The 22,588-nt window shown below is 59.8% G+C and carries 21 protein-coding genes; 9 read left to right on the plus strand and 12 right to left on the minus strand.

From position 1 onward, the window contains the following. The first annotated feature begins 60 nt into the window (after positions 1–60). From prfB to Q1A63_RS20850, 3 genes are all read left to right on the plus strand, one after another. Positions 61–1,185 carry a peptide chain release factor 2 gene (prfB, locus tag Q1A63_RS20840; RefSeq protein WP_298976007.1) on the plus strand — a complete coding sequence of 375 codons (1,125 nt, stop codon included), beginning with the start codon at positions 61–63 and terminating at the stop codon, positions 1,183–1,185. 76 nt (positions 1,186–1,261) lie between these two features. Beyond that, complete coding sequence (locus tag Q1A63_RS20845; RefSeq protein ID WP_299632428.1) at positions 1,262–2,671, plus strand: amidase; 1,410 nt, start codon at positions 1,262–1,264, stop codon at positions 2,669–2,671. 24 nt (positions 2,672–2,695) lie between these two features. Continuing rightward, entirely contained in the window at positions 2,696–3,481 is a 786-nt protein-coding gene (locus Q1A63_RS20850; protein ID WP_299632429.1) for a DUF2189 domain-containing protein, read from the plus strand. On the opposite strand, the gene Q1A63_RS20855 is transcribed toward Q1A63_RS20850, so the two are convergent. The 3 genes from Q1A63_RS20855 to Q1A63_RS20865 all read right to left on the minus strand — a co-directional run bounded on the left by Q1A63_RS20855 (position 3,478) and on the right by Q1A63_RS20865 (position 5,757). Then, a complete protein-coding gene (locus Q1A63_RS20855; protein ID WP_298976001.1) occupies positions 3,478–3,696 on the minus strand; it encodes a hypothetical protein in 219 nt (72 codons plus the stop codon). The genes Q1A63_RS20850 and Q1A63_RS20855 overlap by 4 nt on opposite strands. After that, on the minus strand, positions 3,693–4,853 hold the full coding sequence (locus Q1A63_RS20860) for an aromatic ring-hydroxylating dioxygenase subunit alpha (protein WP_298976000.1): 1,161 nt from the start codon (positions 4,851–4,853) through the stop codon (positions 3,693–3,695). The genes Q1A63_RS20855 and Q1A63_RS20860 overlap by 4 nt, the downstream gene beginning before the upstream one ends. Before the next feature lie 106 nt (positions 4,854–4,959). After that, complete coding sequence (locus Q1A63_RS20865; RefSeq protein WP_298975998.1) at positions 4,960–5,757, minus strand: helix-turn-helix transcriptional regulator; 798 nt, start codon at positions 5,755–5,757, stop codon at positions 4,960–4,962. A gap of 267 nt (positions 5,758–6,024) precedes the next feature. Between Q1A63_RS20865 and Q1A63_RS20870 the strand changes: the two genes are divergently transcribed. Beyond that, positions 6,025–6,369: a hypothetical protein gene (locus Q1A63_RS20870; protein WP_298975997.1), complete on the plus strand. Its 345-nt coding sequence runs from the start codon at positions 6,025–6,027 to the stop codon at positions 6,367–6,369. A gap of 7 nt (positions 6,370–6,376) precedes the next feature. Here the strand turns inward: Q1A63_RS20870 and ilvN are convergent, their stop codons facing one another. From ilvN to Q1A63_RS20895, 5 genes are all read right to left on the minus strand, one after another. After that, complete coding sequence (ilvN, locus tag Q1A63_RS20875; RefSeq protein ID WP_298975995.1) at positions 6,377–6,937, minus strand: acetolactate synthase small subunit; 561 nt, start codon at positions 6,935–6,937, stop codon at positions 6,377–6,379. A 72-nt stretch (positions 6,938–7,009) separates the two neighbouring features. Beyond that, positions 7,010–8,761 (minus strand): acetolactate synthase 3 large subunit, encoded by a 1,752-nt coding sequence (locus Q1A63_RS20880; protein ID WP_298975994.1) that lies wholly within the window; start codon positions 8,759–8,761, stop codon positions 7,010–7,012. Positions 8,762–9,088: 327 nt separating this feature from the next. Then, complete coding sequence (locus tag Q1A63_RS20885; protein ID WP_298975993.1) at positions 9,089–9,808, minus strand: methyl-accepting chemotaxis protein; 720 nt, start codon at positions 9,806–9,808, stop codon at positions 9,089–9,091. A 113-nt stretch (positions 9,809–9,921) separates the two neighbouring features. Continuing rightward, a complete protein-coding gene (locus Q1A63_RS20890; protein WP_298975991.1) occupies positions 9,922–10,569 on the minus strand; it encodes a response regulator transcription factor in 648 nt (215 codons plus the stop codon). After that, positions 10,566–11,993, minus strand: coding sequence for a cache domain-containing protein (locus Q1A63_RS20895; protein WP_298975989.1), 1,428 nt, complete (start codon positions 11,991–11,993; stop codon positions 10,566–10,568). Before Q1A63_RS20895 ends, Q1A63_RS20890 begins: the two co-directional genes overlap by 4 nt. Positions 11,994–12,244: 251 nt before the next feature. On the opposite strand from Q1A63_RS20895, the gene Q1A63_RS20900 reads away from it, so the two are divergent. From Q1A63_RS20900 to Q1A63_RS20910, 3 genes are all read left to right on the plus strand, one after another. Further along, complete coding sequence (locus tag Q1A63_RS20900) at positions 12,245–13,333, plus strand: TRAP transporter substrate-binding protein (protein WP_298975987.1); 1,089 nt, start codon at positions 12,245–12,247, stop codon at positions 13,331–13,333. A 128-nt stretch (positions 13,334–13,461) separates the two neighbouring features. After that, positions 13,462–14,394 carry a TRAP transporter small permease subunit gene (locus tag Q1A63_RS20905; protein WP_298975985.1) on the plus strand — a complete coding sequence of 311 codons (933 nt, stop codon included), beginning with the start codon at positions 13,462–13,464 and terminating at the stop codon, positions 14,392–14,394. Positions 14,395–14,436: 42 nt separating this feature from the next. Then, a complete protein-coding gene (locus Q1A63_RS20910) occupies positions 14,437–16,791 on the plus strand; it encodes a TRAP transporter large permease subunit (protein WP_298975983.1) in 2,355 nt (784 codons plus the stop codon). 112 nt (positions 16,792–16,903) lie between these two features. On the opposite strand, the gene Q1A63_RS20915 is transcribed toward Q1A63_RS20910, so the two are convergent. The 4 genes from Q1A63_RS20915 to Q1A63_RS20930 form a co-directional block, all read right to left on the minus strand. Then, positions 16,904–17,296, minus strand: coding sequence for a GFA family protein (locus Q1A63_RS20915; RefSeq protein ID WP_298975982.1), 393 nt, complete (start codon positions 17,294–17,296; stop codon positions 16,904–16,906). Positions 17,297–17,426: 130 nt separating this feature from the next. After that, the gene (locus Q1A63_RS20920) at positions 17,427–18,245 is read right to left on the minus strand and encodes an arginyltransferase (protein WP_298975981.1); all 819 of its coding nucleotides are present in this window, start codon (positions 18,243–18,245) and stop codon (positions 17,427–17,429) included. A 77-nt stretch (positions 18,246–18,322) separates the two neighbouring features. Beyond that, a complete protein-coding gene (locus Q1A63_RS20925) occupies positions 18,323–18,757 on the minus strand; it encodes an RDD family protein (protein WP_299632431.1) in 435 nt (144 codons plus the stop codon). A 58-nt stretch (positions 18,758–18,815) separates the two neighbouring features. After that, positions 18,816–19,232: a DUF2852 domain-containing protein gene (locus Q1A63_RS20930; protein ID WP_298975978.1), complete on the minus strand. Its 417-nt coding sequence runs from the start codon at positions 19,230–19,232 to the stop codon at positions 18,816–18,818. 263 nt (positions 19,233–19,495) lie between these two features. On the opposite strand from Q1A63_RS20930, the gene Q1A63_RS20935 reads away from it, so the two are divergent. Then, complete coding sequence (locus Q1A63_RS20935; RefSeq protein WP_299632432.1) at positions 19,496–22,285, plus strand: glutamine-synthetase adenylyltransferase; 2,790 nt, start codon at positions 19,496–19,498, stop codon at positions 22,283–22,285. Continuing rightward, positions 22,282–22,551 (plus strand): hypothetical protein, encoded by a 270-nt coding sequence (locus Q1A63_RS20940; protein WP_298975976.1) that lies wholly within the window; start codon positions 22,282–22,284, stop codon positions 22,549–22,551. The genes Q1A63_RS20935 and Q1A63_RS20940 overlap by 4 nt, the downstream gene beginning before the upstream one ends. The last annotated feature ends 37 nt before the right edge of the window (positions 22,552–22,588 follow it).

The following is a 22,588-nucleotide window of genomic DNA, read 5'->3' on the forward strand; positions in this document are numbered from 1 at the left end:
TGCCGCTGGCAGGGCGCTGGTTTATCACGACGTTCAGACCCAACGCCCGAGGCAGATTTCATGCGCGCTGACGCACAAAATACCGTGGAAAAGATTGAAAAATCGCTGGACCTGCTGGGCCAGAGACTGGACGTGGAAACGGCCCCGTTTCGCTTGGAGGAATTCAACGCGCGGGTTGAGGACCCGAACTTGTGGGATGACCCGGATGCGGCGCAGAAACTGATGCGCGACCGGCAGTTTCTGGTGGATGCCATCGCCACCTATGAGGGGATCAAACAAGATCTCGCCGACAATATCGAACTCATCGAACTGGGCGAGATGGAAGAGGACGAGGAGGTTGTCTCCGACGCGGAAGCGGCGCTGAAGGCGCTCGAAGAGATGGCCGCGAAAAAGGAGCTTGAAGCACTGCTGGACGGCGAGGCGGATGGCAATGACACCTTCCTGGAAGTGAACGCCGGGGCAGGGGGCACGGAAAGCTGTGACTGGGCCTCCATGCTGGCACGCATGTACGTCCGCTGGGCCGAGAAGAAGGGCTATAAGGTCGAGCTGCAGTCCGAAAGCGCGGGCGAAGAGGCGGGAATCAAATCGGCAACCTACAAGATCAGTGGGCAGAACGCCTATGGCTGGCTGAAGTCGGAAAGCGGCGTGCACCGTCTGGTGCGGATCTCGCCCTTCGATTCCGCGGCCAAACGGCACACCTCCTTCACCTCCGTCTGGGTCTACCCGGTGGTTGACGATAATATCGACATCGATGTGAACCCGTCGGACATCCGCATCGATACCTACCGGTCGTCCGGGGCGGGCGGTCAGCACGTGAACACCACGGATTCCGCTGTGCGCATCACCCACCATCCCACAGGGATCGTGGTGACCAGCTCGGAGAAATCGCAGCACCAGAACCGCGACATCGCGATGAAGGCGCTGAAATCGCGGCTTTATCAGTTGGAGTTGGACCGTCGCAACGCAGCCATCAACGAAGCCCATGAAAACAAAGGTGATGCGGGCTGGGGCAATCAAATCCGGTCTTATGTGCTGCAGCCCTATCAGATGGTCAAAGACCTGCGCACCAACTTTGAAACCTCTGACACCAAGGGGGTCCTGGACGGTGATCTGGATGGGCTGATGGCGGCGACGCTGGCCCTGGATGTGTCCGGCAAGACGCGCGCCGAAGCGCAAAGCGGCTAAGCGCGCGCCGAACCGGTTTGCGGGCCGGTGATCTGTCGTCCATAGTCCCGGTGGGGTGACGGACGGTGAAAGAACCATGCAGCTGAACGGAATATCCGCTCTGGATTTGTCCAGGGCCCTCGCCAAACGTGACATCAGCGCGGTGGAGGTCATGGTGGCGACACTGGCGCGCATCGATGCGGTCAACGGCGCGGTCAACGCGATTGTGTCGCTGAAAGATCGCGACACCTTGATGCGCGAGGCCGCTCAGGCGGATCAGACCGCACGGCGTGGCTGGCTGCACGGTATCCCCATCGCGATCAAGGATCTGGCCCATGCTGCGGGGTTGCCGACCTCCAAGGGATCACCGATCTTCGCAGGTCAGATGGCCCAAGAGGATGATCTGATGGTGGCCCGGATACGGGCTGCGGGGGCGATCATCATCGGCAAGACCAACACGCCGGAGTTCGGCCTGGGCAGCCATACGTTCAACCCGGTCCATGGGGCAACGCGCAACCCTTACGACCTGTCAAAATCTGCAGGGGGATCATCGGGCGGTGCTGCCGTGGCGCTGGCGACGGGCATGCTTCCCCTTGCGGATGGCTCCGACATGATGGGATCACTGCGCAACCCGGCGGGGTGGAACAACGTCTATGGCATGCGCCCGACCTGGGGCGTGGTGCCCGCGCACCCCGAGGGCGATGGTTTCTTTGAGCAGTTTGCCACCGAAGGGCCGATGGCGCGCACGCCTGCCGATCTTGCTGGCCTGCTTGATACCATGGCGGGGCCCGACCCGCGTGTTCCCCTGCCGGTGCAAATTGCACCGACGCTACCTACTATTGACGCTCTACCGGCAGCGCCCAGAGTGGGGTGGCTCGCGGATTGGGGTGGGGCCTTCCCAACCGAGCCGGAGGTCCTGAGCCTCTGTGAGGCGGCGCTGGCGCAAATGTCGGAAATGGGATGGATGGTCGGGAGGCTGGCAGCGCCGTTTTCGGCGGACGCCATGTGGACCAGTTGGACGGACGCGCGATCCTTTTCCATCGCCATGCGCCGCCGTCCCGAATACGACGACCCCCGGAAACGGGCACAGCTCAAGCAGTCGATGCTTTGGGAGATCGAGCGCGGCAGGCAGATGTCCGGCGAGGCCGTCTATGCGGCGAGTGAGATTAGGTCGAACTGGTTCCGGACAGCGGCGTCCCTCTTTGAAACCTATGATGTGCTGGCATTGCCCTCCGCGCAGCTCTGGCCTTTTGCGGTGGAGCAGGAACATCCCACGGACATCGCAGGTGTCGCGATGGATACCTACCATCGGTGGATGCAGGTCGTGGTGCCCGCCAGCCTGATCGGGTTGCCAGTGGTGAATGTGCCCATCGGGTTCGGGCGCGCTGGTCTGCCCATGGGGCTGCAACTGATCGGCAAACCGGGAAGCGACGGGCATTTGCTGCAGATTGCGCAGAAATGGCACGAAGCCACTGGCTGGCCCCAAAAAACACCTGCTATGATGTAGGGGTTCATGATCGGAGGAGGGAGCATGACACCACCAGCATCCGCAGAGCTTGAGATCGGCGCGCCGAAGCTCCGCCCGGCACGGTTCGAGGATCTGAAAACGGCGCTGGCCCGCGGCGCGAAGGATTTTCGCGCGCATCCCTTTTTTGGCTTGGTGTTCGCCACGTTCTATATCGGCGCGGGATGGGCGATGGCCGCAGTGACCGCCGCCACCGGACATACCTTCTGGCTGGTTCTGGCCGCGATCGGCTTTCCGCTTCTGGGCCCATTTGCCGCTGTTGGCCTTTATGAGGTCTCCCGCCGGTTGGAGGCAGGGCTGCCAATCAATTCAGCTGCAATATTCGGCGTGATCTGGCACCAACGTTTGCGGCAACTACCATCGCTTTGCACGATGATGGTGGTGATCTTCATGTTCTGGTTTTTTCTCGGCCACATGATTTTCGCGCTCTTTCTTGGGTTGAGTACAATGACCAATATTTCAAGCTCTTACGAGGTGTTCCTTACGCTGAATGGCATCTCCATGCTAGGGTTTGGCACGCTTGTCGGGGGGATATTCGCCTTCGTGATTTACAGTATCTCGGTGATCGGACTGCCGTTGTTGCTGGATCGGGAGATTGACTTCATCACCGCCATGATCACCAGTTTCTCCGCCGTCAAACAATCGCCTGCGGTGCTGATCTGCTGGGCGGCCATCATCGCGGTTTTGAGTTTTGCCGCGATCCTGCCGGGGTTCCTTGGACTATGGATTGTGCTGCCCTTGCTGGGGCATGCCTCCTGGCATCTCTACAGATTGCTTGCCACCACAGGTTAGGCGGGCAGTTCACGCCCCATGTCGATGAGCCTTTGGCGCAGGCCGTCTGCTTCCGGCGCCCCTGCTTCCAAGGCGTAGATAAAGGCGTGGGTCAGATAGAAACCGCAGGCGTCGACGTCTTCTGCGCGGTCTGCCGCCTCGCGATAAAGATCAATCAGCGCGCGTTGATCACCGGCGTCATGGGCTGCCAACAGTTGCGCGTCCAGCGATGTCACTCCGCCGCCTGATCCATCTGACGACGGGCGTTCAGCCGACCGGCAACCCAATCATGGAAAAGATGCGTCGGCCCGTCCATCGCGGGGGAGAAACGACCGCCATCAAACGACACTGCGTGCCGCCCGCGCTGCATGCCTTCCACGACAAAAACGTCCTCGACAAAAACTTCTTTCCACTGTTGCGCGTTCTTTTGTCGTAGGGCGTCATCGGTGTCGGGTGTGGTGTAGAAGATATGCACATGTTCGCGTGTCTTCTCCGGCCCCTGCGGTTCCAGAATGATCGCAAATGTGTGGTCCCGGTGCACGCCCAACAGTACGTTGGGAAAGGCTGTGATATATTCAGCCGCCGTATCCCATGTATCGCTCAACCCCTCGAAATCCGGAAACACGTCGCCGTTTTCACCTTTGAGCTGACGGTAGACATGCGTACCTTGGCCCGCGAAAAGCTCCTTTTCTTCAATATGATAGTGATCTTCCAATCGCGAATAGCTGTTCAGACCGGGATGTACCCAGGGCAAATGGTAGCTTTCGCAATAATTCTCGACGGCAAGTTTCCAATTGCAGTTTACCTCCAGCTGGAAGCAACTGTCCGCACCGCCATGAAAGATCGGTTTGTCAAACTCCGCCCAGCGTTTTAGCAGCTCGGCATTTGCATCCTCGAAGGCGGGCGCGGTGCCCGACACATTGATCCAGACCACGCCCATCCAGATGTGGCTGCGCACTTCGATCAGACCCAAAAGCGCGCGGTCAATACCGTCGTGCTTGTTCTGGCCCGGGCCGCCGACATGCGGTGTGCTCACCAATTTGCCATCGGTGGAATAGCACCAGCTGTGATAAGGGCAGCGAATGGCGCCTTCGATTTTCCGCGGTTCCGAAACCAGGATCATACCGCGGTGGCGGCAAATATTCTGAAACACGCGTACGGCACCTTGCCGGTCCCGCACCACAAGCAGGGGCATGCCCAGAAAGCTGAGCGGCACCGCATCGCCAATGTCCGGCACATCCGCTGCCACGGCAAGGCCCGCCCATGTATCAAACAGCAGCGCATGTTTCTCTTCCTCGAAAACAGCCGCATCGGTGTAATGCGCGTTGGGAAGACCATGCGCTTGTGCGATCGGGCGGCGTACGTTCGACAGATCGGTGGGTGAATGATCCATGACAGCTCTCCAGAAAGGTTGGAGATATTGTAAGTGACACCGCCACGGATGCCGCGCTTAAAGCGACCCGAGTTTCCTCAAGGCGACATCGCCATCGCGCGCGTTTTCAGCGGAACGGGTCGTGGGGTTGCAGCAGCCTTTGGTGAAAGGGCATCAGCTCTTCCAGCGTGCAAAACCCGGCTCTGCGTGCGCGGAACAGCGCCTCGGCAGTGTTTTTTCCAAGATATTCGTAGACTAGGCGCGTCATACGCATGCCTGATGTGTCTTCGCGTACGGTGCGGGCGACATAGCCGACCCAAAAATTGTTCTGGAAGGATGTCACGCGGCTCAGGTAGTTGAACGAAGCTGTCATGCCATTGCGGCGGGCCACCGTGGCGGCGACACCATCTTCGATCTGCATCACGAAACCACGGTATTCGCGTGCCTGTGCGGTGGCGGGGATGCCCTGCATCGCCATGGCGATTTTTGGTTCATACCCGCGCAGAAATGTATTGTCCCCGTCGCGCTTGATCAGCACGACACCCCGCACAAACCGGTCATCCTTGACGAAGCTGCGGCGTGCGAACTGGTAAAATCCGCTGGGCAGGCTGTCTTCGGAAACCGATTGAATGGCCGGGCCCATGAAGTCGCGCAGATACTCGCTGGAAATCGGGCCGGTGTCGCGCGCCACCTGATCGACGGGTTCTAGAAGCACGCGCGCATCAACGGCAAAAAAATCGCACATTCTTGCGAGAACGTCCGGGCGCGGGAAGCTTTCTCCGCTGAGATAGCGATTAAACTGCGTCCGGTTGATCCCCAGATCCCGTGAGAGCGCTGAAATTGAGGGGTAATCAGCAGAGAGTGTTCGCAGGTTGGAGCCAAACATATTGCGCAGTTGCGCTGGGGTTCGGGCGGTCACAGGCATCGTCGTCCTTTTGCCTCGTCGCTGCCGCAGCATATTAAGCAATATGTCGCGAATTAGCCAATGATTTACAGATAGACCACCGTTTTTGATGCTAAATAGCGTCAACAGTAGATCGTATTTGTGTCATTCATAGAGCGGGTCGACACAAATTCCAAGCGTACGGTGCTGATTTTATCATGTGCCGAACCGTTAACTTATTGGTACCAATAGGGGGGCGCGATGTTTGTAGGACCGGCGTGCGAGTAGGACCAGGGATAGGATAAAAATATGATAGGTGTAGTCCTATGGAGCGATGCTTCGGACCGAAAGGCTGTCATCTGGTGTGAAGATCAGGGTGATCTGGCTTTTCTGAATTCAGAAACACAGTTGTTTCAGTCAGATATTTTCTTTGACGCCGGGGATGTTGTCCAGTTTGACGTGGAAATTCAATCCTCTATGAGAACTGTCCACAACCCGCGTCTGGTATTGGAGCGCGCAGGGGCGGGCCTGCCAGAGGCCCTGCGCCGGAGTGCTGCAGCCAGCCACAGCACTGTTCAAACGGCTCAGATCATCCCGTTTGAGCCGCGCAGGGCGGAGACCCAAGTGCAGATGCCGCGCGTCTCTGGGGCCTAAAGCCGCGTTATTCGCCGCGTGACAGGGCCGCCACACCGGTTCTGGCGACATCAGACAGGCCAAGCGGGCGCATCAGATCTGCAAAAGCATCGATCTTGTCCGGCGCGCCGGTGATTTCAAACACGAAGCTTTCCAGCGTGCTGTCCACAACCCGCGCCCGGAAGATATCGGCCAGACGCAGGGCTTCGACACGCTTGTCGCCTGTGCCGCTGACTTTGAACATGGCCAGCTCGCGTTCGACACTTGCCCCTTCAACCGTCAGATCATGGACCTCGTGTACTGTAACGATGCGGCCCAGCTGTGCCTTGATCTGTTCGATCACCTGCGGCGTGCCGGAAGTGACGATGGTGATGCGGCTCAGGTGCCCGGTGTGATCCACCTCTGCCACGGTCAGGCTGTCGATGTTGTAACCGCGGCCGGAAAAGAGGCCGATGACGCGGGCTAGAACCCCGGGTTCGTTTTCGACAAGGACAGCCAAGGTGTGCCGCTCGACCACATCGGAAAAGGTGGGACGCAGGTTATAAGCGGAATGGCTGGTGGCGCCTTTTTTGATTTTGAGCGGGGACATGTTCGAAGCCTTATTGAGTGAGAGAGCGGCGGGGCCGGAAGGGCCCACGCCAGAACGAAACCGGGGTGGTCGTCAGACCATGACCGCGCCATCGGCTTTGATCACGCCTTGTGTCTGCGCCTCGCCCAGCAGCATTTCGTTGTGCGCCTTGCCCGACGGGATCATCGGGAAACAGTTTTCGTGTTTCTCCACCAGACAGTCGAAGATCACCGGGCCATCATAATTGATCATCTCCATGATCGCATCGTCGAGGTCCGCGGGATCGGAGCAAAGGATACCCTTGGCCCCGAAGGCTTCGGCCAGTTTTACGAAATCGGGCAGGGCCTCGGACCAGCTTTGCGAATAGCGCTCGCCGTGCAGCAACTCCTGCCACTGCCGCACCATGCCCAGACGTTCGTTGTTGAGGATGAACTGTTTGACCGGCAGGTTATACTGCACCGCGGTGCCCATTTCCTGCATGTTCATCAGCCAGCTGGCTTCGCCGGCCACGTTGATCACAAGCGCGTCGGGGTGCGCCATTTGTACGCCAATTGATGCGGGGAACCCGTAGCCCATCGTGCCCAGCCCCCCGGAGGTCATCCAGCGGTTGGGGTCCTCAAAGCCCAGGTATTGCGCGGCCCACATCTGGTGCTGGCCCACTTCGGTACAGATGTAGCGGTCGTGTTTCTTGGTCAGTTCCTCCAGACGCACCAGCGCATGTTGAGGTTTGATGGTCTTGCCGGATTGCGTGAACTTCAGACAATCGATGGCCTTCCATTCCTCGATCTGTTGCCACCATTTGGCCAGCGCTTCGGAATTCGTCTTGCGGCCCCGGGATTTCCAGACCTTAAGGATGTCTTCCAGCACATGGCCGACATCCCCCACAATTGGAATATCCGTCTTGATCACCTTGTTGATCGACGACGGATCGATGTCGATATGCGCCTTGATCGATTTCGGGCTGAAGGCATCGATACGCCCGGTGATCCGGTCATCAAACCGTGCGCCGATATTGATCATCAGATCGCAATCATGCATCGCCATATTGGCCTGATAAAGCCCGTGCATCCCCAACATGCCCAGCCAGTTTTCGCCAGAGGCCGGATAAGACCCGAGCCCCATCAGTGTGGAGGTGATCGGAAAGCCGGTGGATTTGACCAATTCGCGCAGCAGCTGGCTCGCCGCGGGTCCGGAATTGATTACACCTCCGCCCGTGTAGAAAACCGGTTTCTTGGCTTTCTCAATCGCGGCCACCAGCTCGGTGATCTCCTCCATATCGCCTTTTACCTTGGGCTGGTAATGAGAGACGGAGGGCTTGGGCTCGGCATAGGTGCCGGTGGCGAACTGAACATCCTTGGGGATGTCCACCAGAACCGGACCGGGGCGGCCTTGCGTCGCGACATGGAAAGCCTCGTGCAGCACGCCAGGCAGCGCATCCGTCTCCTTCACCAGCCAGTTGTGTTTGGTGCAGGGCCGGGTGATGCCAACGGTATCCGCCTCCTGAAACGCATCCGAGCCGATCATGAAGGTCGGCACCTGTCCGGTCAGGACCACAATCGGGATCGAATCCATCAGCGCGTCGGTCAGACCGGTGACCGCATTGGTGGCCCCGGGACCTGAAGTCACCAGCACAACGCCGGGTTTGCCGGTGGCGCGCGCATAGCCTTCGGCGGCATGTACCGCGCCTTGTTCGTGCCGCACCAGAATGTGGCGAATGGCATTTTGCTGGAAGATCTCATCGTAAATGGGTAGGACGGCGCCCCCGGGATAGCCAAAGACGGTGTCCACACCTTGATCGATCAAGGCTTGGACAATCATTTTTGCTCCGGACATCTGCCGTTTCATATCTTTCAACTCCGTATCGGGCCACGTTCTCGGGCCTGTTCTACCGTTTGCGCAAAAAAAAGCCCCCGTTCTAGCGGGGGCGCATGGGTCAGACTATGGTCTACCGTTACCGGCCCATGCGCGTTTTTCCTACAATGACGACTAGCGTGGTCATGGCCTGAGGCTCCTTGATGCTGGCGGGACATTATGGGCGTAGGTTGGGGGCGTCAAGCACCTAGTGCACAAAAAATCTGTCGCACAGATATAATTTTGCGCCATTTACTTGCGCTGTGGTGCATCATCACGAAATTTTCGCAAATTTCGTGGTCTGAAATGCCCGATTCTGGCCTAGTGGGAGGCTTCGATGCTTTCAATGTCCTCACGCGCAGAAAGAGTGAGCTGCTGCACTTCTTCGGCTAGAACCTTGAATTCCTGCGCGATGATCGCCAGCCCTTTGCCCGCTTCACCCGCACGCGAGGCTTCAACCGAGGCGTTGATCGACATGGAGCGGACGTATTTGCCGATCCGTTCCAGCCGGCTCAACCCTTCACCCAGACGTGTCGCGGATTGCATGGCAACTTCCAATTGCTGGCTTCTGCCATTCTCGACCTGGGCCCACACATGGTCCGTCAACCGCGTCACAGCGTCGAAGAATTCTGCCTGTCCCAGTGCGATATAGGACTGCAGGCTTGAGGCCGATACGCCATCCTCACTTTGGGCCGCGGCGGTCAGGGTATCGGTCAAATCGGCCATGCGTCTGATGATGCGCATGTGGTCGTTTTGATCCTGCGCCAGATGCGCCAACCAGAGGCTAAGCTCTTCGGGCAGATCCGAAAAGGTGCTTGTGCCCTGCAGCACTTCGAGCGTGTGGCGCAGCTTTTGCGTTTGCGCCTGCAACGTCGACAGCAGTTCCTCGCGGTTCGCCTCACGCTGTCCGCCCGACAGCAAGCTCACATTCAGGGCAATGCGCACGACCAAAGCGCGCGTTGTCGCAACGCGGTCAATGGCGTCGCGGTAGGGGAGCGCGTCGATGGTTGACGCGCTGGGAACCGAAAGAGAGCGCTGCATGTTCATGCGACCGGTTTAAGAAGCGGCCTTTAAAAAAGACTGAACATTCGGCGTGGTTTTGGTGAAATCTGCAAGCCTGGTCCACGGCAACGAATACCGCGTGACGAGGGCGGCTAAAATCGCGCGCCGGTGCCCTGCAACACCCCATGTTCCAGCGCATATCGGGTCAGTCCTGCGGTGCTGGAAATCCCCAGTTTGCGCTTGATGTTCTTGCGGTGGGTTTCAACTGTCCGCACGGAAATATCCAGCGCCAGTGCCACATCCTTGTTCGACTTACCCTGCGCCAGCTGCAGCAGGATCGTCTGCTCGCGCCCGGTCAGTGCTTCGCGCACGCCATCCGCTTTCGGCTCCAATGACCCGCGCGCACCGGTGCACAGATAGCGCTCCCCGGACATGACCACGTCAATCGCCTGCTTGATCTCATCTGTGGGCACGTCCTTGAGCACATAGCCCATGGCCCCGTGGCTGAGCGCGGAGGAGATGTATTCAGGGCTGTCATGCATCGACAGCACCAGGATTCGCGTGCCGGGGCGTTGTTCCAACACGATCTCGGTTGCCGTGAGCCCGCCCATATCGGGCATGTTGAGGTCCATCAGGATCACATCCGGATCCAGCACATCGAGCTGCTCAATGGCCTCGCGGGCCGCATTGCAGGTGCCGACAACGGTGATGTCATCATAGCTTTCCAGAATGGATTGAATGCCTTCGGCGACCATCGGGTGGTCATCGACGATCAGGACTTTGATGGGAGAGATGGTCATGCGGATACTTTGGCTTGGTGTGGTGTTTCGGGTTCCGGTGGCAGCAGATGCGACAGCGGGACGGTAACTTCGATAATCGTGCCACGGCCCGCGCGCGGGGCGGCGATGATCAGTTCACCTTCAAGCTGCTCCACACGTTCCTGCATGTTGCGCAACCCAAGCCCGCCGCCATGGCCGACGGTGTCATCAGGCATGCCGCGACCGTTGTCTTCGATCCGCAGGGTCGCCCCTTTCTTGTGGCCCCGCAGGTCGATACGCACGTGACTGGCCTGGGCGTGGCGTTCGATATTGGTGAGCGCTTCCTGCGCGATGCGGTAGAGCGCGATCTTGGCCTCGCCATCCAGCCGGTTGCGGAAGACAACCGTGTCAAATTCCGTGGTCATGCCGGTGCGCTCGCTGAAATCATCGGTGAGGGCCTTGACCGCGGGGCCAAGCCCCAGGTCGTCCAGAACACCGGGGCGCAGATCTCGGCTGATGCGGCGCACCTCGGAAATGGCCTCGCCCAGGGTTTCGATGCCCTTGGCCAAGGGCGCCGCGGCCGTCGGATCGCCACGGTCGAGCTTGCGCCGGGCGGTGTCGAGTGCATAGCGCACGCCCACCAGCAGCTGGCTGATGCCATCGTGCAATTCGCGCGCGACGCGGCCGCGTTCCTCTTCCTGGGCGTCCAGCACCCGTTGGGTGAGTTTCTTCAGTTTCGCATCGGCCAGGCGACGCTCGCGAATGTTCAGCACCATGCCGGTCAGGAAAACCGCCAGCAGGGCGGCCAGAGTGATCATCCCGATATAGAAAAACGTCTGCTGGACCCGCTCTTCGACATCTGCGCGCGCAGAGGCGACGGTGGCCAGCACGTCATCGATGAACACGCCTGTGCCCACGGCCCACCGCCAGCTTGGAAAGCTGGTGACATAGGTGATCATCCGCGCCTCTTCCCCGGTGGAGGGTTTCGGCCAGAGGTAGCTGTGATAGCCCGCGCCCGATCGGGCAATGCGGATGATCTCATCGGTGATGGGGGTGCCTTCGCTGTCGGCAAGGCCGGTCCAGTTGCGGTTGATCATCTCGGTCTGGCGCGGGCTGACAAGATTGGTGCCATCATAGTCGTAGACAAAGAAGAACCCTTCGGTCCCATAAATCATGGCCGACAGGATCTGCGCCACTTGATCGCGGGCGTCCTGATCGTCGGGCGCGGCATTGCCATAGATGAAGTAGAACCCGTTGCGCGCCTGCGTGACGTAATTGGCCAGTTCCACCTTCTTGGCTTCCAGCAGCTGTGTCTCCAGCGCCTTGATCTCGCGTTCGGCCAGCATGCGCGACTGATAGGCCACCAGAACGGCAATCGCAGCCACCGCCGCGATCAGCGGAACCGTGGCCACCAGCGACAGCTTTTGCGCGTAACTGGGCCGAAAAAATGCGCCAAACCGTTTCATGACAGTCTGATTACGTTGAAATCAGGGCGAATCAAAGTCTGATCCCGCGACACGCGCGCGGCGAATCCGACCCCGCGCAGTGTTTCAGCGCGAAAACCGGCCAAAAAATATGACCAAAATGGCGTAAATGCCGCTCATCTACGCAGTACTAGGTATTTTCATTGGAGCGCGCATCGCTAGTGTGGCCACACTCGAAACGACCTGCGCGTGATCCATACGACGTGGGCGTCATATTTGGGAGGAGTAACTAAATGGATCGTCGTTCATTCCTGAAGACATCTGCACTGGGCGGTTCCGCCGCCGCCGCCACAACGCTGGCAGCACCCGCATACGCACAAGGCAATCGCGCCCTGACCATGGTCACATCCTGGCCCCGTGGTTTCGCGGTTCTTGATGACGCGGCTACATATTTCGAAGAAATGGTTGGCGCCATGTCCGATGGCACGCTGACCATCGACAAAAAAGCCCCCGGTGAGCTGGTTGGCGCCTTTGAGGTCTTTGACGCGGTATCCTCCGGTCAGGCCGACCTTTATCACTCCGCTGACTACTACTTCATCGGTCAGCACCCGGGCTATGCCTATTTCACCGCTGTTCCCTTTGGCGGCACCGCGCAGGAAGTGACCAACTGGTACCACCACGGCGGCGGCCATGAGCTGCACAACGAGCTGGGCGAAATCTTCAACCTGAAATCCTTCATTGCAGGCAACTCCGGCTCGCAATCCGGTGGCTGGTTCCGCAATGAGATCAACTCCGCGGACGATTTCAACGGTCTGAAGTTCCGGATGCCGGGTCTTGGCGGCAAGGTTCTGGGTGAACTCGGTGCCTCTGTGCAAAACATCCCCGGTGGTGAGCTTTACCAAGCGCTGTCGTCCGGTGCTCTGGACGGTCTGGAATGGGTTGGTCCCTTCGCGGACGAACGCGCCGGTTTCCAGGAAGTGGCGAAGGTTTACTACACGGCGGGCTTCCACGAGCCGGGCTCCGCGCTGGCCTGTGGCGTCAACCTCGACGTCTACAATGACCTGTCGCCCGCGCATCAGGCGATCATCGCCAACGCGGCGATGGCCACCACGCACACCCAGCTGGCCGAAACACTGGCCAACAACGGTGCCGCGCTGGCGCGCCTGCAGGCACAGGGCGTGAAAACGCTGCAATTCCCGGATGATGTCTGGGATGCCTTCGGTGCAGCGTCCAAGAAGGTCATGGACGAGAATATGAACGATGAGCTCTTTGCCAAGATCCGCGCGTCCTTCGAGGAATCACTGGCACAAAGCTCTGACTGGCTGCTGAAATCGGACGGTTTCTACGTGGCACAGCGTAACCGCGTTCTGGCCAACGGCTAAACGCCTTACGAAGCTTCATGAGGGGCCGTTCATGGGTGAATGGCCTCTCATATGAGGAAGAATTCCAACGACCGGACACGGACGACACCTTGGAGCGCTAAAATGCGTACCCCAAGGGAGGGGGACATATGGAAAATGACGTAGACGCAGCAGGCGGTTCGCTATCTGTCATCTTTGACGGGATATTGTGGTTTTTCACGAATATCGGCTTGGCGGTTTACAACTTTTTCTACGCGGTCTCGCATCCCTCCCTCTGGCTGGACTGGTCTGACAAAGAAGCGATCATGCGCTTTGTCTACTACGGCGGTTCGGTGGAATTCTTTTTCGTGGTTTTCACCGCCTTCCTGATCATGTTTGCGGTCGGCCTTTGGCGGAACGACATCATGTGGGGCTACGTCCGCGTGCTCGAAGGTTTCGCCAATACGGTGGGCCGCTTCTTTGCCTGGGCGGGCCTCTTGATGGTCTTGCAACAGATCATCATCGTCTTCATGCAGCGGATCTTCACCCGGCCCGATATTTCCTTTGGCTTCGGCATTCCGCTGCGCTTCGACATCAGCTGGTTTGCCGAAGAACTCAAGCTCTACAACGCCTTGGTTGTCTGTCTCTGCATGGCCTACACCTTCGTGCAGGGCGGCCATGTGCGGGTCGATCTGATCTATTCCGCGGTCAAATTCCGCACCAAGAAGGTGATCGACATGTTCGGCGCCATCTTCTTCATGATGCCGGTTGCGGTACTGATCTGGATGTACGGCTGGTTCTTCATGTGGCGGCACCTGATCGTGCCCAAACCCTCCGCTTCCGACACGCTGGACCGGTTGGTGTTGAAATCCCGGGCGCTGCGCTGGAACGTGGAAACCATCGGTTTTAGCCCCAACGGGTTCAACGGCTATTTCCTGTTCAAGATCCTGCTCTGCGCCTTCACGGCGATGCTCTTCCTGCAGGCGATGGCCATGTTCTACCGCTCCTATCTGGAGTGGAAAGAAGGGCCCGAGAGTGAAGGGAAGTATCTGGACCGTGACAGCCTTGGTGACGGTGAAGAAGCCTATGAGGGCACACACTAATAAGACGCAGCGGAGCACGCAGCGCATGAGGGGACTAAGCCCATGTTTTTCGGTCTAGACGGCGTAGAAGTTGGCCTGATCATCGTTTTCATCTGCCTTTTTGGCGGTATTCTGTCCGGCTTTCCGGTGGCTTTCGCCATCGCCGGGGCAGGGATCATCTCCTTCGGGATCATCGCCGCCCTCGACAGTGCGGGGTTGCTGATCCACCAGGCCATTGACACCGGCAGCGCGGTCTACCGCGATCTGGTGAATTCTGGCGTCAAGGCCGATACGATATCGGTCTTCCGATACCCCGATTTGCCGCGGATCGAAGAGCCCGTTTTCCCCAGAGGTTGGGAAGTTGCCCTGGACCGCAACGTCTCCTTTGTTGTGAACCGGATGAACGAACGGGTGCTGGCGGGCCAGTCCATCGAGACCCTGCTGGCGGTGCTGATGTTCGTGCTGATGGGCATCACGCTGGAACGTTCCAAGATCGCCAACGATCTGCTTACCACGATGGCGCGCGTCTTTGGCCCGCTGCCCGGCGGTCTGGCCGTCTCCATCGTTGTTGTGGGCGCGTTTCTTGCCGCCTCCACCGGGATCGTCGGCGCGACCGTGGTGACCATGGGCCTGCTGGCGCTGCCGACCATGTTGCGCAATGGCTATTCACCGGAGCTGTCGACCGGGGTCATCGCGGCCTCGGGAACGCTGGGGCAGATTATTCCGCCCTCCATCGTGATCGTTCTGCTGGGCACGCTTGCGGGCGACCTCTATTCCGCCGCGCAGGAAAAACGCGCGGTGACGCAGGGCTGTACCGACGCGCTGACCTATCTGGGCGAGCCTGCGGTTCTGTCGGTGGGGACGCTCTTTCAGGCCGCCCTTTTGCCGGGCATCATGCTGGCGCTGCTCTATGCGCTTTACGCCTTTGGCTTTGCGCTGCTGAATCCGGACAAGGCGCCCGCGGTGCCGATGGGCAGCACCAATGCCGAACCCGTCACCCGCAATGAAGCGTTCACATGGTTCCTAGGCGCGCCTTTGGCGATCATCGTCGGCGCGGTGCTGCTGGGCAATCTCGGCGTCATCGGGGATCAGTCCACCAACGTGTCGCGCTACTCCGATATTGGCGAGGGCGCCGCGCTGCGCACCAACGTGAGTGCGGAATGTCAGGCCTCGATGATTGAGCTCCACGGGCAATCCGCCTGGGACGCAGCGGTGGCGCAGCAGACGGCCATCAATGACGCTGGCGGCATCCAGCAATCCGAACGCCTGAGCGAGGAAGAACTGGCGCAGGCCAGGGCGGACAAGATCGCGAATGCGGCCCCAATCGGAACAGGGATCGCCATCATTCTGGTGCTGACATCGCTGTTCCTGACCACGGCGCGGGGCGTGTCGCCCTCCAGCCCGGCGCAGCCCTTGCTGATCGGGGCCGTCGGGGCGGTGTTGATGATCCTTGTCGATATCATCCTCATCGGCCCGGCCACATCATCCGGGGCCATGGTTGCCCTGATGGCGCTGCCCTTCGCGGCGCTGATGTATGGTGTGGTGCATGCCACGAAGATCTGCGCCACGAATGAGCTGATCCGCGTGGTCTTTCCACCGCTGGTGCTGATCGTCGCGGTGCTGGGCTCGATCCTTGGCGGGATCACCAACCCGACTCCTGCCGCCGCGCTCGGGGCCGGTGGGGCGATCATGCTTGCAGCCTACCGCAAACTGAAAGATCAGGACCGCTCCCCCAAGGTGATCATCTGGTCGACGCTGGCGATCATCGTCTGCATCCTGGTGGGCATCAACTTCGACCTGCGCATCAACACCGGTGCGGTCGGCTTCCAAAGCTGGTTTGCCTTCTTTGTCGCCTATGCCGCGTACCTCTACGCGCTCTTTGGTCTGATCTTCTCCTGCTGGATCCTCTATACCTCCGGCGTGCTGAGCCCGGTGGTGCGGGAAACGGCGAAGGTGACCAGCATGGTCTTCACCATCCTGATCGGATCGCAACTGCTGAACCTGGTGGTGATCTCCTTTGGCGGTGAACACTACATCCAGCAGTTCCTGAAATCTTTCGACAATGAATTCACCGTCTTCTTGATCGTGATGCTGGTACTCTTCGTGCTGGGCTTCGTGCTCGATTTCCTGGAAATCATCTACATCGTCATCCCGATTGTGGGGCCGGTCATCTACGGCGGCACCTTTGACCCCAAATGGGTCACCATCATGATCGCCGTGAACCTGCAGACGTCCTTCCTGACGCCGCCCTTTGGCTTTGCACTCTTCTACTTGCGCGGGGTTGCGCCGCGAGAAGTGACCACCGGCCATATCTACCGCGGGATCATCCCCTTCGTGCTGATCCAGGTGGCGGGGCTGGCCCTCCTATGGACCTTCCCGAGCATTGTGACGATCGTCCCGGATCTGATCCCGAACTAATCTGATATGTCGATACATGAAGGAAAAAGGGGGCCGCGTGCCCCCTTTTTCGCGGTTGACCATCGGCAGCCCGGATCAGCAAGCAACAGGGGCCATGTGAGAGAAGCGCGGTCTATTTTGCGCCCACGTCAATATGCCACCACTTGGGGCGTCCGCCCTTGTAGGAATGGGCCAGCGGCATCAGGTCTTTGCGGTTGGCCTTGTCAAAGGTGCCAACCAGCAACGCAACCACCGGGTCATCATCAATCGCGCCCAGAGTACTGCCACAGGTCGGGCAGAACGCGCGGCTGGAATAGTCTGAGGATCGATAGGTCGCGGGCAGGCCACCAGCGCCTGTCCAGGTCACGGCCTCCTTCGGAAATTCGACCCAGACCGCTGTGAGCGCGCCGCTGTGCCGCTGACAGATTTTGCACGAACAGGTATGGGGCTTCAGGGCCGGCGCCCGCGCCTCAAACCGAATGGCGCCGCAAAGGCATCCGCCAAGGTGAACTGTCGCTTTCGCCATACCCCGTACCTCCTGACCTTTTCCAAACTATCAGAAAGACTGGCGAAACGGAGGGCAAAAGACATAGGCGCAATGGCGGGAAAACAGATTTGACGCCGGCGCCTAATTCATCGGCAAAGCGGGCACGCGTCTACTTGGTGGGACGTGTATCAGGCAGGTGAATGTTGGCCACCTGTTCGGCAATCGGATCGGTGGACAGCGGATGCGTATCCGCGCTGAAGTCATCGGGGCTTTTCATTTTCTGCCAGCTCCCGCCGACATAGACCTCAAGCCCGGAAAACTTGGCCTTGTAGCCCATCTTCTGGCTGCCCGGGACCCAGTAACCCAGATAGACGTAAGGCAGGTCCGCTTCCTGTGCGATTTTGATGTGATCGAGGATCATGTAGGTGCCCAGCGACCGTTTGGGGTCATCGGGCGCATAGAAGGAATAGACCATGCTCAGACCATCAGACAGGACATCCGTCAAGCTCACCCCAATCAGCGCGTTGCTGTTTCGGTCGGTGTATTCGACCACGCGGCTGCGGATGGGCGTCTCCTCGATCATTGCGGCGAATTCGAACACATCCATATCCGCCATGCCGCCCTCGGCGTGGCGACTGTCGAGATAGGTACGAAAAAGCTCGTATTGCTCCTCGGAGGCCCAGGGCGAAGTGGCCCGGCGATCCAGATCGTCATTGCGGTTCATCGTCCGGCGCTGGCTGCGCGAGGCGGTGAAGGCACTGACATCGATGCGGGCGCTGAGGCAGGCGGAACATTCCGCGCAAGAGGGCCGGTAGAGCACATTCTGGGACCGGCGGAAGCCCTGTTGGGACAGGCTGTCGTTCAGCTTATCCGCGTTCTCGCCCTGCAACGCTGTAAACAGCTTACGCTCCATGCGCCCGTCCAAATAGGGGCACGGCTGAGGGGCAGTGACATAGAACTGCGGAGCGATGGGCAGCGTATGGCGCATGAGATTCCAGCGGTTATCCGAAACAGGATAACAAGACAGACGCCAGCCGCCAAGACGTAGTTTCCGCTGTGTTAACGCTAGCTTGCGCGACGGTTGACCATCACCGTACCGAGCACGTGATCGCTCAGGCCCTGGCCACGTTCCGTGACCGCCATCAGCACAATCGAAATCAGTTGCAAGGGGAAGAAAGCCCAGCTGACGGTGTAGCCAAAGGTATGGGCAAAAGCGCCACCTGCGTCGAGCCGCGTCCCATCTGCCTGGCGCAATTCAATGGCAAAGAGGCGCATGCCCCAGGTCGCTGATCCATTCGCCAGCGTGATCATCCGATAGACGAATCCAACGATCAGAAAGAGCAGGGGAAAGAAGAAAATACCGGTGAAAGCCGTGAACGGCAGGATCACAAGGCAGGCGAGGAAGGTCAAAACCGCGTCAATGCCCCAGGCGATCAGGCGCTTGAAGGGCACGTCCTTGTAAAAATCCGGTTGGCTGTGGGGGTCGGGCGTGGCGGTCATGATGATCTACTTTGGTGCAATGGGTGACGTGCCGGGGACATTCCCCGGCACAGGTCTTTTAGGCCTCGGCGGTGCCGTTGTCTGCTTTTTCGGCGCGGTCGTTCATGAATTGGTCGAACTCCGCTTTGTCTTTTGCCTCGCGCAGACGCTCCAAGAAGGCTTCGAACTGTTGCTGTTCGTCTTCCAGACGGCGCAGCGTGTCGGCCTTGTAGGCATCAAAGGCGCTGTTGCCGCTGGGGCGCATGGCGCTCATGCCGGTGCGCATCGAGGCGGATTTGCGGCTGCAGGATGTGAACATGCGTTTGCTCCAGATCATGTAAAAGAGAAGGGCGAGACCAATGGGCCAGAAGAAGACAAAGCCAAGGACCATCGCGGCAATCCACGCGCCCTTGCCTTTGGAATCGAGCCATTGTTCAGCGCGGGTGAACCACCCTGGTCGGCTGGTCAGGGGGCTGGTTTGTGTGACGGTCGTCATTGCTGTGCCTTTCAGTTTGGGTTTGCGGGGCCGGGGGTGTCCGGGTATGTGAATGTCTTTCACATTGAATAGATTGGCACTTCTTGCCCAACTTGCAAGGCTTTATGTGAATGTTTTTTACATTAATCTTCTAAAGTGTTTTAATTCAGAATGTTAGGCCGCTATGAACAGAAGCTGATTTAACCGCTGACGTGGGCGTTCTCACGGCCTGAGACCCTCCAACGCCCATTGACCTTGGGTATCCCAGGGGCGAGAACACTGCTATGACACTGGTCGAAATGCTCACGCGCTGTCCACGCGCTCATGATCCGGAACGCGGTGCTGAAGCAGTGGCGTCCCTGCCGACCCTGCAAAAGGAGAGCGTTGACCTGATCCGCGGAACGGCCGGGTCCAGCCCCTATCTTGCCGGCCTGATCACCAAGGAGGCCACGTGGTTGCCAGAGGCGCTGGAGACACCGGAGGCGGCGCTGGCTGCGGAAATCGCTGCTGCCCGCACCGCCCCCTCAGAGGGGATTGCCGGGGCTTTGCGGCGGGGGAAACGCCGTGTGGCATTGCTGACCGCACTTGCGGATCTGGGCGGAGCCTGGCCTCTGGCCAAGGTCACGGGCGCGCTGACCGATTTTGCGGATGCCGCCTGTCACTCAGCCTTGCGCGCCGGGCTGGCGGTGCAGATCAAACGGGGCAAACTGCCGGGCAAAACCGAGGACGATCTGGAAGACGCCGCAGGCATGTGCGTTCTGGCCATGGGCAAGATGGGCGCGGGGGAGCTGAATTACTCCTCTGACATTGATCTCATCTGCCTCTTTGATGAAACCCGCTTCGATCCGGCGGATTTTCACGATGCACGCGCCAGTTTCGTGCGCGCAACACGGGCGATGGCCACCACGCTGAGCGAAATGACCGCGGAAGGCTATGTGTTTCGCACCGATTTGCGCCTGCGGCCCGATCCGGCGGTCACACCGGTCTGCATCGCGATGGAGGCCGCAGAGCGTTATTACGAAAGCCTGGGCCGAACCTGGGAACGCGCGGCCTACATCAAGGCCCGCGTGGCCGCCGGTGACAGCGTTGCGGGCAATCGGTTTCTGCGCGACCTCTCTCCTTTCGTCTGGCGCAAGCATCTCGATTTCGCCGCCATTCAGGACGCCCATGACATGCGCCTTGCCATTCGCGAGCATAAGGGGCTGGGCGGGCCGATCACCTTGCCCGGGCACAACATGAAGCTCGGGCGTGGGGGCATCCGCGAGATCGAGTTTTTCACGCAGACACGGCAGTTGATTGCGGGCGGGCGCGACCCCGATCTGCGTACCCGTGGCACCGTTGAAAGCCTGCAGGCTCTGGCCCAAAAGGGCTGGGTGGAGACAGAGATGGCCGACACATTGGCCGACCACTACACCGCGCATCGCACGGTGGAGCACCGCCTGCAGATGGTGCAGGACGCACAGACCCACAGCCTGCCCAACAGTGACGCGGGTTTTGACCGGCTGGCCTGCCTGATGGACTGCGAGGTTGCGAATCTCAAGGCGGATCTTTCTGAGCGGCTGGCTGCGGTGCATGAGATGACCGAAGGGTTCTTTGCGCCAGCGCAACCTCAGGACCGCACCCCCCATCTGCTGGATGAGGAGATGCTGACACGCTGGCTGAGCTACCCTGCATTGCGCAGCGAGCGCAGCCGCGAAATCTTCCGACGTCTGCGGCCGGACCTGCTGGCCCGCCTGGCGCAATCCTCGCGACCGGAAGAAGCGCTCGTGACCTTTGATGGTTTTCTCAGAGGGTTGCCCGCGGGGGTGCAACTCTTTTCGCTGCTGGAAGCCAACCCGCAGCTGACCGATCTTTTGATCGACGTGACCGGCACCTCCCCGGAACTGGCGCAGTATCTGTCGCGCAATGCCGGGGTGTTCGATGCCGTCATTGCCGGTGATTTCTTCACCGACTGGCCGGGGCAGTCGGGTCTGGAACGCCTGCTGCGCCAGCGATTGGACGCGGAGGCGGATTATGAAGCGCGTCTGGATGCGACGCGCCGGTGGTCAAAGGAATGGCATTTCCGGGTCGGTGTGCATCTGTTGCGCGGTCTGATCACCCCCGCAGCCGCCGCCACGCAATATGCCGACATCGCCCGCGCGGTCCTGAGCGTGCTGTGGCCCCTGGTCATTGACCAGTTTGCCCGTCGCCATGGGCCGCCGCCGGGGCGCGGGGCGGTGGTGCTTGGCATGGGCTCGTTGGGGGCAGGGCACTTGAATGCGGGGTCGGATCTCGATCTCATCGTCATCTACGACCCCTTGGATCACGATATGTCAGAGGGTGAAAAACCGCTCTCAACCCGACCTTATTATGCACGCCTCACCCAGGCGCTGATCACGGCGCTGACCGCCCCGATGGCGCAGGGGCGGCTCTTTGAGGTCGACATGCGCCTGCGGCCTTCGGGCAATCAGGGTCCGGTGGCCACCAGTTGGGCGTCATTCCAGAGCTATCAGGCCGAAGAGGCCTGGGTCTGGGAACATCTGGCGCTGACCCGGGCGACCGTTGTGGCCGGACCGCCCGATCTGGCCGAGGATGTGGAGACGTTCCGCCGGGAGGTGATCGCGCTGCAGCGCATCACGGCGGGCGTGGTCGCCGAGGTGGCACAGATGCGCGCGCGCATTCAGGCGGCGAAACCGCCCACCAGCCTTTGGGATGCGAAAATCGGGCCGGGCCGCCTGCAAGAGATCGAATTGCTCGCACAGGCGGGTGCGTTGTTGCAGGGCGATAGCAGTGGGCAAACGGAGGCAGGCCTGCTGGCCGCTGTCGCATCGGGGCTTTTGGATGACGCACAGGGGCGCGAACTGACGCAGCTGCACGCATTTTATGCCCGTGTGCATCAGGTGGCGCGCCTGCTGTCCGACAAGCCGCTGGACGCTCAGACGCTGGGGCCCGCGGGTCGGTCATTCCTGCTGCGTGCGCTGGAGGAGGAAACCATGCAATGTCTCGAAGATCGGCTTACCGCCTGCTACACCCGCTCCGCCGCCATCCTCGACGCAGCCCTTGCCCTCCCGGACCCGGAGACCGGTGCGCCATGAAGGGGGATGAAAACGATCCAAAAGGCCTGATCCTGGAGGCCTACCGCATCGACGGCATTTCCAAAAGCGAGTGTCGGACGGTGTTTCTGGACTGGGCGCTGAGCCTGCCGGACGGCCAGGATACCGGTCGTGTCCTCAAGGTCCTGGTGCGTCAATATGGGACCGACCATCCGGATCATCCGATGACGGAAGTCATGACCGAGGGCCTTGCCAGCATGGCCACACCTCGCCGGCGTGGCGGCTGGCGGTCCCGACCCAGAAATTAGAGCTTTCACAGAATTATCGTCAGTTTTACCTAAAATT

The organism is uncultured Roseobacter sp. (genome assembly GCF_947499265.1).
In the GTDB taxonomy this organism is placed as follows: domain Bacteria; phylum Pseudomonadota; class Alphaproteobacteria; order Rhodobacterales; family Rhodobacteraceae; genus Roseobacter.